General features: G+C 44.0%; 7 protein-coding genes. 5 read left to right on the forward strand and 2 right to left on the reverse strand.

What is annotated here, in order from left to right; genetic code table 11:
• Window positions 1-89 precede the first annotated feature (89 nt).
• From QUB64_RS20140 to QUB64_RS20155, 4 genes are all read left to right on the forward strand, one after another.
• Entirely contained in the window at window positions 90-3,401 is a 3,312-nt protein-coding gene (locus QUB64_RS20140; protein ID WP_333272356.1) for a helicase-related protein, read from the forward strand.
• Window positions 3,398-10,738: a sigma-70 family RNA polymerase sigma factor gene (locus QUB64_RS20145; protein ID WP_333272436.1), complete on the forward strand. Its 7,341-nt coding sequence runs from the start codon at window positions 3,398-3,400 to the stop codon at window positions 10,736-10,738. The genes QUB64_RS20140 and QUB64_RS20145 overlap by 4 nt, the downstream gene beginning before the upstream one ends.
• Before the next feature lie 206 nt (window positions 10,739-10,944).
• Window positions 10,945-11,889 (forward strand): UV DNA damage repair endonuclease UvsE, encoded by a 945-nt coding sequence (gene uvsE / locus QUB64_RS20150; protein WP_333272359.1) that lies wholly within the window; start codon window positions 10,945-10,947, stop codon window positions 11,887-11,889.
• A 134-nt stretch (window positions 11,890-12,023) separates the two neighbouring features.
• Window positions 12,024-12,689, forward strand: a complete 666-nt coding sequence (locus QUB64_RS20155) for an SOS response-associated peptidase (RefSeq protein WP_333272361.1) — start codon at window positions 12,024-12,026, stop codon at window positions 12,687-12,689.
• A gap of 85 nt (window positions 12,690-12,774) precedes the next feature.
• Here the strand turns inward: QUB64_RS20155 and QUB64_RS20160 are convergent, their stop codons facing one another.
• Both QUB64_RS20160 and QUB64_RS20165 read right to left on the reverse strand, forming a co-directional pair.
• Complete coding sequence (locus QUB64_RS20160) at window positions 12,775-13,392, reverse strand: CP12 domain-containing protein (RefSeq protein ID WP_333272433.1); 618 nt, start codon at window positions 13,390-13,392, stop codon at window positions 12,775-12,777.
• A gap of 31 nt (window positions 13,393-13,423) precedes the next feature.
• Window positions 13,424-13,600 carry a hypothetical protein gene (locus QUB64_RS20165; protein ID WP_333272363.1) on the reverse strand — a complete coding sequence of 59 codons (177 nt, stop codon included), beginning with the start codon at window positions 13,598-13,600 and terminating at the stop codon, window positions 13,424-13,426.
• A gap of 141 nt (window positions 13,601-13,741) precedes the next feature.
• Here QUB64_RS20165 and glpX point away from each other — a divergent pair, with 141 nt between their 5' ends.
• Window positions 13,742-14,779 carry a class II fructose-bisphosphatase gene (gene glpX / locus QUB64_RS20170; RefSeq protein ID WP_333272366.1) on the forward strand — a complete coding sequence of 346 codons (1,038 nt, stop codon included), beginning with the start codon at window positions 13,742-13,744 and terminating at the stop codon, window positions 14,777-14,779.
• Window positions 14,780-14,916: the final 137 nt, after the last annotated feature.

A 14,916-nucleotide genomic window follows, 5' to 3' on the forward strand; every position in this document is an offset into this window, starting at 1 on the left:
TATGTTGTGGAACGGGCATCTTGCCCGTTCCTAAGAATCGTGGGAGATGTAGAATATACCCAAGTGCAACAACCGCATAAAGATAGGCTATGTCACAGCATGATTCTTCTCTCCCAAAGTCGGCAATTAGAGACAACCGCCACCGCGGAACTGTGGGCGATTTTTTGAAATCCAAGGTCGAGGAAAACTCAACCCTATCCATTGTTTCTGCTTACTTTACAATTTATGCCTTTGATGCTTTGAAGGAACAACTTCTAGGTATTAAAAGCTTGAAATTTCTGTTTGGCGAACCGCGCTTCATCAAATCCCTTGACCCCAGTAAAACTGATAAAAAGGCGTTCCAAATTGAGGATGAGGGCTTGCAGCTACAGAATCGGTTGCAGCAAAAACAGGTTGCGAAAGAATGTGCAGCATGGATTGAAAAAAAAGTCCAAATACGGTCGGTCAAGCAATCTAATTTACTGCACGGCAAAATGTATCACATTGCTCGTAACGGAACTGAAAATGCTATTATGGGCAGTTCTAATTTTACCATGCGGGGACTGGGATTAGGTAGGAAAAACAACAATATTGAACTCAATTTAGAAGTAGATAGTAAACGGGATACCCGCGACCTTAAAGCCTGGTTTGATGAACTCTGGAATGATGCCGAACTAATCGAAGATGTCACACAAGACGTGCTGCTGTACCTAGAGCAACTTTACCAGAATAATTCTCCTGAGTTTATCTACTACAAAACTCTGTTTCATATCTTCGAGACCTTCCTAGATGACCTAGAAAAAAGCGATATCCTCAGCGAACAGCTACACCTATTTGATACAGAAATCTGGAAAGCTCTATTTGAATTTCAAAAAGACGGAGTTAAGGCAGCCATCAATAAAATCCGACGATATAACGGGTGTATTATTGCTGACAGCGTTGGTTTAGGTAAAACATTTGAAGCTCTAGCGGTGATTAAACATTTTGAACTTCGCAATGAAAAAGTTTTAGTTCTTTGTCCCAAAAAACTCCGCGAGAATTGGACTGTATATCTAGCACAGAATAATAGCGATCTCAATCCTTTGGTTAAAGACCGCTTTAACTATACAGTCCTGTCTCACACCGACTTGAGCCGTGACTCTGGCTACTCTGGGGACATTAATTTAGCAACGATTAATTGGGGTAACTATGACTTGGTAGTTATTGACGAATCGCACAATTTTCGCAATAACATCAAGAGCAAACGGGACGAATCTGGCAATCTAATTAGAAAGAGCCGTTACGAAAGGTTGATGGATGATATTATCAAGAGCGGTGTCAAAACTCAGGTGCTACTCTTATCAGCAACTCCGGTTAACAATGATTTAAAGGATTTGCGGAATCAACTTTATTTTATAACAGAAGGTGGCGACGCTGCGTTTCGCGAATCACTGGGAATTGTCAGTCTGCGCGATACACTAGCTGATGCTCAGGGGAAATTTACCAAGTGGGCTAAGAAAAGTCGCGATCGCAAAACTAGCGAACTGCTGGAAGAACTAAGTTCTGCTTTCTTCAAACTGCTTGATGAACTGACAATCGCGCGCTCTCGCAAGCACATTAAAAAATACTATAAAGATGCGATCGCCCAATTAGGCGGCTTTCCAGAACGGCTCAAACCCATCTCCGTATTTCCTGAGATTGACCTAAAGGGTGAGTTCATGTCTTACGAACAGCTTAACAGCGAAATTTCTAAGTATCAACTCTCCCTGTTCAACCCTTCAAAATATGTTCTGTCGCCATACCGATCGGTGTATGAAAATAAAGGAGTGCGAAATTTCAAACAGAGCGATCGCGAACGGTGTTTGATTGGTATGATGAAAGTCAATTTTCTTAAACGCTTAGAAAGCTCCATCCATTCCTTTGCGCTAACAATAGAGCGCACAATTACCAAAATTGAATATCTAGAGACCAAAATTCAAAAGTTTCAGCAATTGCAGCAATCTCGTGACGCTAACGAGACAGTTATTTTCAGCGATTTGATGATTGAAGACTTCGACGATGAAGAGTTGCAAGATGCCATGCAAGTAGGTCAAAAGCTGATATTTCAAATGGCGTACCTCGATGTCGAAACGTGGTTAAAAGACCTGAAACGTGACAAGGAACAGCTTGAAAAAATCTACAATTCTGCCCAAAGCATTTCTGTTGAACGCGATGCCAAGCTGGCTGAGTTAAAAGCACTGATCGCCGAGAAAGTTAGGAATCCTACAACTAACAAGCAGGGTCAACTAAATCGCAAGGTTTTAGTTTTTACTGCCTTTGCAGATACGGCAGTCTATCTCTACGAAGGATTGCGGGAATGGGCAACATTAGACTTGAAAATTAACTTAGCTTTGGTGACTGGTGGTTCGGCGGCAAATAAGACTACCTTTGGCAAAAATGAGTTCGATCGCGTCCTGACAAATTTTTCGCCTTTCGCCAAGAAACGCGCTCAAATGCCATCTATGCAGCAAGACGGCGAGATTGACCTATTAATTGCCACAGATTGTATATCAGAAGGGCAAAATTTACAAGATTGCGATTATCTGATTAACTACGACATTCACTGGAACCCAGTCCGAATTATCCAGCGGTTCGGTAGGTGCGATCGCATTGGTAGCCCCAACCACACGGTACAATTAATTAATTTTTGGCCTACAGAGGACTTGGATCAGTACATCAATCTGAAAAATCGAGTAGAAGCACGGATGGCTTTAGCGGACATAGCTGGTACATTTGAAGATAACCTGCTGGAGGTAAAGGAGATTCAAGAACGGATTGAGAGTGATTTGAAATACCGATCCAAGCAGTTGCTGCGATTGAAAGACGAGGTGCTGGATCTCGAAGATTTCACCGAGACTGTAGCCCTAACGGAATTCACTCTCGATGATTTCCGAATGGAACTAGCCAAATATATTGAGAGCAACCGCAAACTACTCCAAGATGCCCCTTTAGGACTCTATGCAGTAGTTCCAACTAACTCGGAGTACCCGATAATTGCTCCGGGCGTAATTTTTTGCCTCAAACAAAAAGGCGATTGTCTTGATAATAAAACCGTCAACCCGCTGCAACCATACTTTTTAGTCTACGTTCGAGAAAATAAGGAAGTGCGATTAACTTTTGCTCAACCCAAACAAATACTTGAAATATATCAGTTGCTGTGCGCGGGGTGTACTGTTCCCTATGAAGAGTTGTGCAACTTGTTCGATCGACAAACTAACAACGGATTTGATATGAGTTTATATAACGATTTGCTGAAGCGGGCGGTTGATTCAATTGCAGGTATTTACAACAAGCGGCTCATCGGAAATTTGCTGTCTAGCCGCAGTGCTGTGTTGGTTGAGCAAGCGCATCAGGTTAAAGCAACAACTGATTTTGAACTGATTACCTGGCTGGTGATTAAATGAGCGTCAGCGAACAACAAGCCAAAGCATCTATCAATCAAGCTTTAAGTAGTTTTGTCAAGGGAAAACTAGCCGATAACGCCCGTAATTTGTTGTTTGCTCTTGGCTACCGCAGTGATAAAACTCTTCCGTTTTATCCTAATAGTTCGGAGAATTTTATTGCAGAATTTGACATAGATCACAAGCTCAACTCCCAAAAAGCTCTCTTAGAGGAATGGCTGTCGGTCGATTTCCTCTTTCAATTTACCGGGACAGAAATTGCAGATAATGACCAGCTTGTCGAATTTGATACTAGCAGTGGTAAGAGTGCCTTTTTTACTTCCTACTTGTTTTTCGCGATCGCACTGCGGAGGAGTGCGTACACTATCGAAGAACTTGACGGCATTATCTGCGAGATTAATAAAATTTTAATGATGCCGGCGCTCGTTCTTTTTCAGCATGGAGAAACTCTGACTTTCTCAATGATAAACCGTCGCCAACACAAACGCAATGAATCTAAAGATGTATTAGGAAAAGTCAAACATATTAAAGATATCCCATTCGCCAGTCCGACAAACTCTCATTTAAAAATGCTCTTCGAGATTTTTTTGACAGAGTTGCATGAAAATCATGGCTTTAGCAACTTTGACGAATTTCATGAAGCTTGGCATCAAACCATTCCTGACAGCATCAAATTTAAAAAAGACCGTATACCGTCAGATTCGCTTCGGGTTTACCTGCAAGAAATCTGTCGAATTCCCATGCTCAAAGCTGAGGAAGAGATTGAACTAGCTCGTGAAATTGCTGAGTTAGAGGGCAGCCGAAAAGCTAAAGACAAAATGGTAGAGTCTAACTTGCGGCTGGTAGTCTCAATTGCTAAAAGATATCAAAATCGAGGGCTGGATTTCTTAGACTTGATACAGGAGGGAAATCTCGGTTTAATCAAGGCTGTAGAAAAGTTTGATTGCACGAAGGGCTACAGGTTTTCCACCTACGCATATTGGTGGATTCGTCAGGCAATTACGCGGGCTATTGCCGATCGATCGCGGACTATCCGCCTACCAGTTCACGTTTATGAAACTATCTCGAAGATTAAGAAAACTACCAAACAGCTTTCTCAAGAAATCGGCCATAAGCCTACGGAAAAAGAAATCGCGACTAAAATGGAGATAACAATTGCAAAATTGCGCTTTGTTGTTCAATCGGCTAAATCTATCATTTCCTTAGATACTAAAATGGGTGAGGATGAAGGTTCTATATTGGGAGATTTGATTGAATTCGATGGAGAAACACCAGAAAAAAAAGTATATAAAAAATTGTTTTGCGAAGATTTAGAAAGCGTTTTAGATACTCTGGACTCTCGACAGCGTGACGTTATTCGGATGCGATTCGGATTGGATGACGGCCGCCAGAAGAGTCTACAGGAAATCGGCAATATATTTGATGTTACCCGCGAGCGGATTCGGCAAATTGAGGTTAAGGCTTTCAACAAGTTGCGATCGCAGCTTCGCAGCACATTGCTAGAAGATTATATTCGCCCGCCAGCAATTGACCAAACTCAGACAAAAAGATCGATCGCCCAACCGATGCAGCCAAGACAGTTCCACTTTTCAGAAAACTTGTCTCGCAGCCGCGACACTTTCTTACAGGAGCCTGTTGGTGATAAAATAGTTGATATAGCTAATATGACCGAACCATTAGTTTATTTTAACAACTTCACAGACAAATCAAATATAGAACAAGCAACGTTGGCTCAGAGATACCTGTCGAGGGCTGATGAAAGTGAAACTAATTTTATTGAGGCAAATTTTTATGAGCATAATTTTCCCATTCCCGAACTAACCGAAAATAAATTGCATGGAGTGATTCAACCGATGCTTCAAAATTCAACAGACTTACTGCAACAATTCGCCGAACTGGAGCAGGTTTTTTGCCAACTGGAGCAACGAGTATCAGACGCGAGTCGAAAGTTGCTTGACCCTGGTACACCTATATCTCAACAGCTTATTCAAGAACTTGACGAGTCCCGTAAAAACTTTATTCAGCTTCGCGACAAGGTGCTAGAATTGGCTGAATCTTTGGCAGTATCGTCAATGCTGCAAGCTGAGGAAATTGGTTCTTTAGCAGATATCAAGTCTGTACTTGACCGTGTTGATTTGGCCCAGAAGCAAAAAAGTGCGAGATCCCTTGTCCGCGACTCTGCTTTGAGGGTTTTGGAACGAATTTTAGCGATCGCCCATCGAGTAGAGAGCAATTTTCAGTCATTGCTGGAATGTCAGGAAAAAGCGCGCGAACTTCAACGCGCCATCTCCGAATCCCACGAGTCTGACTTGCATCCAGACACCCAACTCTTGGCTGATGGCTATCATCCATTCTCCAAACTGCTAACACTAATTGCAGAATGGGAAGCAGCAGATGATGAGCATTTGGCTTCTTTACAGGATGCCGTAGCAGAATCATTTGGAAGAACTCTGGCGATGGCAGCAGTCAGAGGTAAACTGATTATTCAGGCGGAAGCAATACCAGATTTGCCTGCTGTTTCTACTAACAATAATTTAGAGGAAACTTCCTTAGTTGATGAGCCGGAATCTGAAACTGTGCTTATTGTCGAACAACCACCCGCAGCAGAGTTGAAATCGGTATTGACAAATGAGGCGATCGCGCCGAAAAGCCCTGAAGATATCCCACATATTCAACAACCAATAGAACTGCCAATTTCAACTCACATTGAGCGGTCAAATTCTGAAAATAAGCAAGGAAAAGAAGTAGAAAATCAGGGTAATAAAAAAATAGAAGAAAAACAGCCTCTTTACAGCTCATCGCACAATGATACCGCTCAAAAAATCGCTAAATCCATCTTGGATGACCCCGATCTAGAACGCCCACCACTTCTGCGCGACTTAGTTTGGCGGCTGATTCTCGAACAAAAACTCAGCCTTGCCTTTCATTTAGCTCGCTGCTTAAAAAAACAATATCCACACTTCGCTCCGCACCTGCCACCGCAGTTAATTCGAGCAATATTGCTGGGAAAAAACCTGCGCTATGACATAGGCTCTGGACAACTGGCAAATCTGCTTAAAGATGACTTCATTGGTTACAGCGAAAGCTATGTATTACCAGATAAAAGTGAATGGACTCAAGCTGCAAGCTTGCTCTTGGCAGCAGCAGCACTGCGCCCATCTTTGCTAGCGCCAAATACTGGTGCCAAGCACCTTCTCCAGGATATTCAATTCGGTAAAGCTGGACTCGATAAACTGTATGATTATTGCCAAATTATCGCCAAACACGGCGATGGGCAGCGGGCCCTAGATACAAAAGCCATCAAGAAAGCAAAAACTCTGGCAGCCTTGCAAAAAGATTTAGACGATTTGTATATAAAAATCGAGGATTGGTGGTCTCAAGCGCCGCAACAAGATTTGATTTACGGTCATGCAAAGAAAGTTTGGGTCGAGTGGTTAAATCCCGGTGAACTTTTTTACACTCTGTGGCTTCCCATCAAGCAAAGAGATTTGAGCCAACTTCCCTTTCTCAAGGAGAAGATCGAGCGATTGTCTAATGAGTCCAATCTAGACTCGGAAATTCAGCGAACAGAGCGCAATATTCGTCGCCCTAAAGGTGCTGGTATCATTACAGGTAAAGCCCTCATTCAGCTTCGCTCTCGCGCTCGGCAATTTTTGAATTTGGTCGGTCGCTGGGTTAAGGAGCAAGAATCGCGCTTAGCTGAAAGCGAAAATTATCTTCAAAAAGAAGCCAAACAGTTAAAACAAGATATTGAGAATCTTCAAGATACTGTTCTCCAAGAATTGGATAGCTTTGAGGCGACAAAACCTCCAGTGTTTATTTTAGCTGGTATCGTTTGTTGCCGAAAAGCTGTGCAAGATATCGGCAATATTTTCGATCCAGATACTGAGTTGCCAACCGCAGAACCTTATCCAAGACATATCCTGCACGCGGATATTTTAAGAATTCCGTATCTGCCTATCAACGATGACTGGGAAATGGATATCGCTAATCCTGAAGCGGGTATAGATGGAATTTTGGAGTTGGTCAAAAATGATATCTGGGATTGGCAACAAGCATTCGATATGCAGAGTTATCTCTGTAGTTCAAAAACTGTCGGAAATCATGAATTTACGGCGCACATCATCGAATACCTCGAACACAATCCCGAACCAAAATTAGACATCGCTCAGCTAAATGACGAACGCAATAATCGGATTGAAGAGTGTAAAAAGATTTTGCAGGAGCAGGTGGAGACTACTAGCAAACAGCTCGAAAGTGCGGTAGCTTTTGGTTTGCTAAGAGAAACAGATAGAACTGCTTATGCAGCACAGATTGAAAGCATTAAAAATGCTCTGGCAACTACCAGGCGGTTTTCCGAAAAGATTGAGCTGCTTCGGGCGATCGGTGAAGCAATTAATGCCAAGCGCCAGGAACAGATCGATCGAGTATCCGAGCAATTAGAGAGTCTTCAGCAAACAGGTATAGCAGATGCCGATCGTACCAGAATTTGCAGTGTATTGGAGCAAGGCGATATCCTGACGGCTAAGGAATATATATCTATGCTGCAACGGGGGCGATCGCTTCCCGAACGAGAGGAAAAGAGAGATGCTTTTAAAGACTTCTTCGAGGATAAGTATGCTGCGATCGAAAAAGTGCTTCGGGATTACAAAAAGCAAGAGCTAATTGCAGACATTTCCAAAGGGAGAAATATCGCCAAAATCCAGATGCCACAGGGGGCCCAAGCCAAAAAAGCCGCTGAAATGCTCGACGCTTGGTTGGCAGCCAAGGGAAGGAATCAAGCCACAGAGAAAGATGCTCATCAAATTCTCAGCAACCTCGGTTTTAACCTAAAATCTCTTACATTTAAAAAATCAGGACAATATACCTGGATTGACGTTAATGCCGAGCCGATATTTGACCAAAATCGCTGTCCTGTGTCTGCCTATGGTTCAGCCGCCAACGGTTATTACCGGATTCTTTGCCTATGGGATATACCAAACGAACAGGATATCCTGAATGCGGTTGGAGAAACTGCTCTGGGTTCTCCAGTGTTCGTCTTTTATTTTCAGCGAATGACCGTAAAGAAACGCCGAGATTTGGCTGATTTTTGTCGGCAGCGTCGGAGCACTTTCATTGTGATAGATGATGTGCTGATGCTCTACCTTTGCGGAGAAAAAAAAACACGCCTACCTGTATTGTTTGACTGTACCTTACCCTTTACTTTCCTAGAACCGTATAAAACCGCAGCAGGAGTGGTTTCTCCTGAGATGTTTTACGGGCGACTACGAGAACGGGAATCTATAATCGATGCTCTTGGTTCTTGCTTAATTTATGGAGGTCGGCAGTTAGGTAAAACGGTTTTGCTGAAGTCTGTAGAACAGAATTTTCACGCAACCAACAAGGGATGGAACGCCCTATGGGTGGATATTAAAAAAATTGGCAGCGAGCAACATTTAGATGAAGTTTGGGTGCGACTAAACGAAGAATTGAATAAATTGCGCATTCCCGATCCCCACCCGCGCAATTCCGTCAGCCAAAAAAGCTTGCAGCGGATTAAAAGTTGGCTGGAATTGGACGATCGGCGGCGCTTTTTACTGTTGTTGGATGAGGCAGATAATTTTCTTGAAGCTGATGGTAAGGAGGATTTCCGGCGCTGCGATGAACTCCGAATATTAATGACGGAAACTAACCGACGTTTTAAGGTGGTTTTTGCCGGATTACACAATGTTCTGAGAACTACTAGACAAGCAAACCACCCGCTGGCTCACTTTGGCAGCCCAATTTGCATTGGGCCTCTACTGAATAATGGTGAAATGCGAGCTGCAACAGCTTTAATAGAACGTCCGCTGGCTAGTCTTGGCTATCGTTTTGAATCGCCAGATTTAATTCCCCGAATTCTTTGGCAGACAAATTATTATCCGAGCTTAATTCAACTCTATTGCGAGCAGTTACTCAATCACATCACTAACCCAGATGTCGCTACTTTTGATCCGAAAATTAGTCCGCCTTACGTGATTACTTCTCGCCATGTAGAAGAAGCTTATCAAAGTCAAGACCTGCGCAACAATATTCGCGATCGCTTTAAGTTGACACTGGGACTAGATAAGCGCTACGAAGTAATTGCCTACTCGATTGCTCATGGCTCTCAGGAGAATGAAACAGGTATGGAGGATGGGTTTCCTGTATCTTGGATTCGGGAGCAAGTCTTGTATTGGTGGCATGAGGGATTCAGGGGAAGGTCATCGGAAGACGAGATCCTTGCTTTACTAGAAGAAATGGTCGGATTAGGAGTTTTACGAGAAACCGATGCAGGTTACTTCACTCTGAGAAGTTCTAATTTAGCCTTACTTATGGGTACGCAGCCAGAAATTGAAGCAGAACTTCTCAGAGATCGCGAAGCTTCACCTGAATACGAACCTGCTACTTTTCGGTCTCCTCTGAGCGTGAAAAATAAAGCTGATTCTCGGCGCAGTCCTTTAACTGTTAAACAGGAATCTGATCTGCTGCTGCGCGAGTACGGTGTCTCTATTATATTTGGCTGCCAAGCAGCAGGGATTGACGATTTGAGGGTTTTTATGGAATCAGCATTTAGTAAGAGAAATTTCCCGTTCTACTATTTAGAAAACCTCTCAGATCGATCTGATTTTAGCCAGCATTTGAAAGAAATTAGTACCCGCCGCAAGAAAGATACCACGACGATTGTTGTTGTGTCAGCTAGCACTCTTTGGACTAAGGATTGGGTTGATGAGGCAATTAAGAAAGTCAAAAGATTGAATAAAGAAGACTCTTTTATGCAGCTTGTTTTTGTCGCAGATCCTCAGAAGGCTTGGCAGTTAGTTAATCATAATTCCACAGGTTTTGATTACTCTAAGGAACTGAGATATTTAAGTCTAAAACCTTGGCACGATGCCGCGCTGCGACATTGGTTGGAAGATGTTAATTTGCCCAGCGAACTAGAAGTTAGAAATAAGATTACGGAAGTCACAGGGAATTGGTCAAACCTGCTGCAAGAATTCTATCAATTTTCCCAAGCCGATCCGCGCTGGCAAGATTCCTTGGCCCAACTGAAGAAGCAATTTAATAAATCCGATCGATTCATTAATTCAATGGGCTTTGACGGTTGCGAACCTCAAAGAAAACAGGTCATGACAGATTTTGCAAAATGGGGTGAACCAGCAACGGTTGAGGACTTAATTGAACTTGTTCCTGATGTATCGCCTGAAGTTGTCAAGCAGACTCTCAGATGGGCGGATCTCCTCAGTCTCGTCTCGTGTTCGGGCAATAAGAAGCAAGACGGTAAGGATTACTGGGAGATTGACTCTGTAGTTGGCTGTCTGCTCAAATCTATGGCAGATTAATGCACACTGCTGTGCGATGCACTTAAGCACATCTCTGACTTAAGATAGGCGATCGCCCGCAGCAACTAAGTCTAAACTAGAAACTATAGTTAGATTCAGGTTTGTAGTGGGGACTTTAGTCCCTCCAAATTTCTAACTAAGGACTAAAGTCCTTACTACAAACCTATGTTAAAATAAGATTAGAGATAGATTTTATTAGGTGAGAAATGAGCAATATTAACCAAGTGTTATTAAGTAAAAAACAGCCAGAATTAGGATTGGTCTGTATCACCACATCCGATGCAGTTCGTTTCCGCACAGTCACGCGGAAGCGGCTGTTGCAGCTAACAGAAATCGAACAAGAAAAAGTGTTGCGCGAGTTGTATGCAGATAACTTAAAAAGACTTGACAAAGCGATCGACTTCTGTGCTGCTAATGGGATTAAGCTCTACCGCATGACTTCTGCACTCTTCCCTTTTGCAGATACTGATTTGGGGGAAGCGGTGCTACACTCCATGACTGAGGAATTGCGCCATACGGGCGATCGCGCAATTTCCCTCAACATCCGTTTGGTACTCCACCCCGATCAATTCGTCGTCCTCAGTTCCGACAAGCCGGATGTCGTGGAAAACAGCATTAAAATTCTGGCAACTCATGCTTTAATTTTAGATATGTTGCAACAGCCCCGATCGCCCTACGCACTAATGAACATTCACGGCGGTAAGGGCGATCGCGCCACGCAACTCAAATCAGTCATCCGCGACTTACCCGAATCTATTCGATCGCGCTTAACCTTTGAAAATGACGAATACGCCTACAGTTCCTCAGAAATCATAGAAGTTTGTCTAGATACTGCTGTACCGATGGTTTTTGACGCGCACCACCACGTCATTCACGAACATTTAGAAAGTTACGACGATCCAAACGTCGCCGAAATGCTCGCAGCAGCCCGCACTACTTGGTCAGTTCCTGAATTACAATTAGTCCACATATCGAACGGAAAAGAATTTTTTGCCGATCCGCGCCACAGCGATTTAATTACCGAAATGCCTGAGAGCTATTATCAAGCTCCTTGGATTGAAGTAGAAGCTAAATTCAAAGAATTAGCTATTGAAAAGTTGCGCGCAGAATGGCTGGCTGCGAAAATTCCCGAATTAAGCACAATCTTGTAGTTACTAGGAGAGTTCGACAGGCGCAATCAAATAGGTTCGTATAGGTTCGTAGTGAGGACTTTAGTCCTTCTCGGGATGCGGACTAAAGTCCTCACTACGAACCGTATTATCAACTATAAATAATGTGAGCAATTATGTGTGGACGATACACTTTAACTACATCAGCTCAAATCATCGCCGAATACTTCAAACTGTCGGAAGTTCCCGACATTAAACCGCGATACAATATCGCCCCAACTCAATCAGTAGCGACAGTTACAGCTTCTCCTCAACTTCAACGACAGTTCCAATTTATGCGCTGGGGTTTGATTCCAAGTTGGTCAAAAGACATGAAAATAGGCAGCAAGACGATAAATGCGCGATCGGAAACTGTAGCGGAAAAACCTGCTTTTCGCAGCGCCATCAAGCACAGGCGATGTTTGATAGTTGCTGACGGTTTCTACGAATGGCTGCCGCTCTTAAAACACAAACAGCCTTATTATTTTCAAATGGCCCAGGGCGCACCTTTTGCTTTTGCCGGTTTGTGGGAAAATTGGGAATCTCCAGAAGCAGAAAAGATTGTATCTTGCAGTATAATTACTACCGCTGCTAACTCCACAGTGCAGCCAGTCCACGATCGAATGCCGGTGATTCTCCCTGAGGAAGCTTGGGAAGAGTGGCTAGATCCTGCTGTTAGCGCTCAGCAAGTTTTGCCGCTATTAAAGCCCTATACTGCCGCAGCCATGACAGCAAATGCCGTAAGTGCGATCGTCAACAATCCCACCAAAGACACTCCTGAGTGCATTCAAGTAATTGAATAAAATAGGTTCGTAGTAAGGACTTTAGTCCTCTTCCAAGTCAAAGGACTAAAGTCCTCACTACAAACCTTAATTAGTGATGACTAAATTAACTGTCGTACATCCGCGCTTCGGCCGCGTCGGGATTCTCCTCGCAATACTCGTCAAAAGCCGTTTTGTCAAGCTTGATCGATCGCTGGTGAGCGGCCTCAGCTTGCATTTCCTCTACGATGTCCCAAGCTACAGCACACTCTTTAGATGTAGCGCCTTTCTGGGAACAGACTGTTCTAGCATCCGCGATCGCCTTTTGAATTTCATCCTCAAAGACAACACTCTTCGGCTTCTCAACAAAATCGCTTTTTGTCAATATATCCGTTACCGAAATAATGCCAAGCAGTGTGTCCTTAATTACTGGAGCTCGGCGGATGCGGGTATTGGCGAACAACCTCGCCACGTATTCGACGCCCAAGTCTGGATTTACGGTGATGCAGGGTTTGGTCATAATCTCGAAAACGCGGACTTTTTGCGGGTCTACTCCGTAGGCTGTTACTTTGTAAACAATATCCGTTTCCGTGACAATGCCGTAGGAGTCCTGTTCGTGGCGGCGTTCCACGATTAACGCGCGCAGACACAGTTCGCTCATCATCGCCACTGCTTCAGCTACCGTTGCCGAACCACGAATGGTGACAACTTCCTTTGTCATAATATCTTGGGCTTTCATCATCATTTTTGCTTGCTCCCAGCTCATCCACTTTAGTCTATCCCGATTGTGGGACGGCGGATTTACGATCGCGATCGAAACTTACTGCTGGGCTCCCTCCACCTCCGAGAGTCCGCGAGTTCAGGATCGGGCGGGGCTGTGTAGGACGATCGCCCGAGCAAGAGTCAAGCATTCGGGCGATCGAGCCTTCAGCTTGTCGATCGCCATTTCTCACGCCCCAGTCTCAAAGAAGCAAAAGTTAACACAAACAAACCAACTGCTTGCGCTCGCAGAGATCCCCGCCTCTGATAAACTTGATGGCTGGGAGTGCAACAGAGCACAAGGCACGCAGGACTTAGTTGGGAGGATCTAATTCGTGGACAATGTAATCGGTTTAGAGATTATCGAAGTAGTTGAGCAGGCAGCCATTGCTTCCGCTCGCTTGATGGGCAAAGGCGAAAAAGATGAAGCCGATCGCGTAGCTGTAGAAGCCATGCGCGAACGCATGAACAAAATTCATATGCGCGGCCGCATCGTGATCGGTGAAGGCGAACGCGATGACGCACCCATGCTTTACATCGGCGAACAAGTAGGTATTTGTACTCGCGAAGATGCTAAAGATGTCTGCAACATTGATGAATTGATCGAAATTGACATCGCTGTTGACCCCTGCGAAGGTACTAACCTGGTTGCTTACGGTCAAAACGGTTCGATGGCAGTTTTAGCAATCTCCGAAAAAGGTGGTTTGTTTGCTGCACCTGATTTCTACATGAACAAATTGGCTGCTCCCGCGGCTGCGAAAAATCATGTAGATATTCGCAAAACACCAACTGAAAACCTCAAAATTATCTCTGATTGTCTCGGCCGCAGTATTGAAGATTTGGTGGTGGTGGTCATGGATCGCCCCCGACACAAAGATTTAATTAATGAAATTCGGGCAGCGGGTTCAAGAGTTCGACTGATCAGCGACGGCGACGTTTCGGCAGCGATTTCTTGCGCGTTTTCTGGTTCCAACATTCACGCCCTGATGGGTATTGGCGCAGCACCAGAAGGTGTGATTTCCGCAGCAGCAATGCGCTGCTTGGGCGGTCACTTCCAAGGACAGTTGATTTACGATCCGGCTGTTGTCAAAACTGGTTTGATCGGTGAAAGCAAAGAGAGCAATCTCGCCCGCCTTAAAGAGATGGGTATCACAGATCCAGACAAGATTTACAATGCTGAAGAGTTGGCATCTGGAGAAACTGTGCTGTTTGCAGCTTGCGGAATTACTCCCGGAACGCTGATGAACGGAGTTCGCTTCTTTGGCGGCGGCGCTCGTACTGAAAGCTTGGTAATTTCTTCTCAGTCGAAGACTGCTCGGTTTGTGGATACAATCCATATGTTTGACCATCCGAAATCTCTGCAATTGAATTAGTCATTAGTTAGCGGTTAACAGTTGAATTTTAAATGTTAATTTTTAAATGTTAACCGTTGATGGTCACCGGTGATTAACAATTAGCGATAAACTAAGAGTTAATCACAGGTGACTGTTGATAACTAAGAAATAAATAG

The sequence above is a fragment of the Microcoleus sp. Aus8_D2 genome (genome assembly GCF_036702665.1).
Taxonomy (GTDB): Bacteria; Cyanobacteriota; Cyanobacteriia; order Cyanobacteriales; family Microcoleaceae; genus Microcoleus.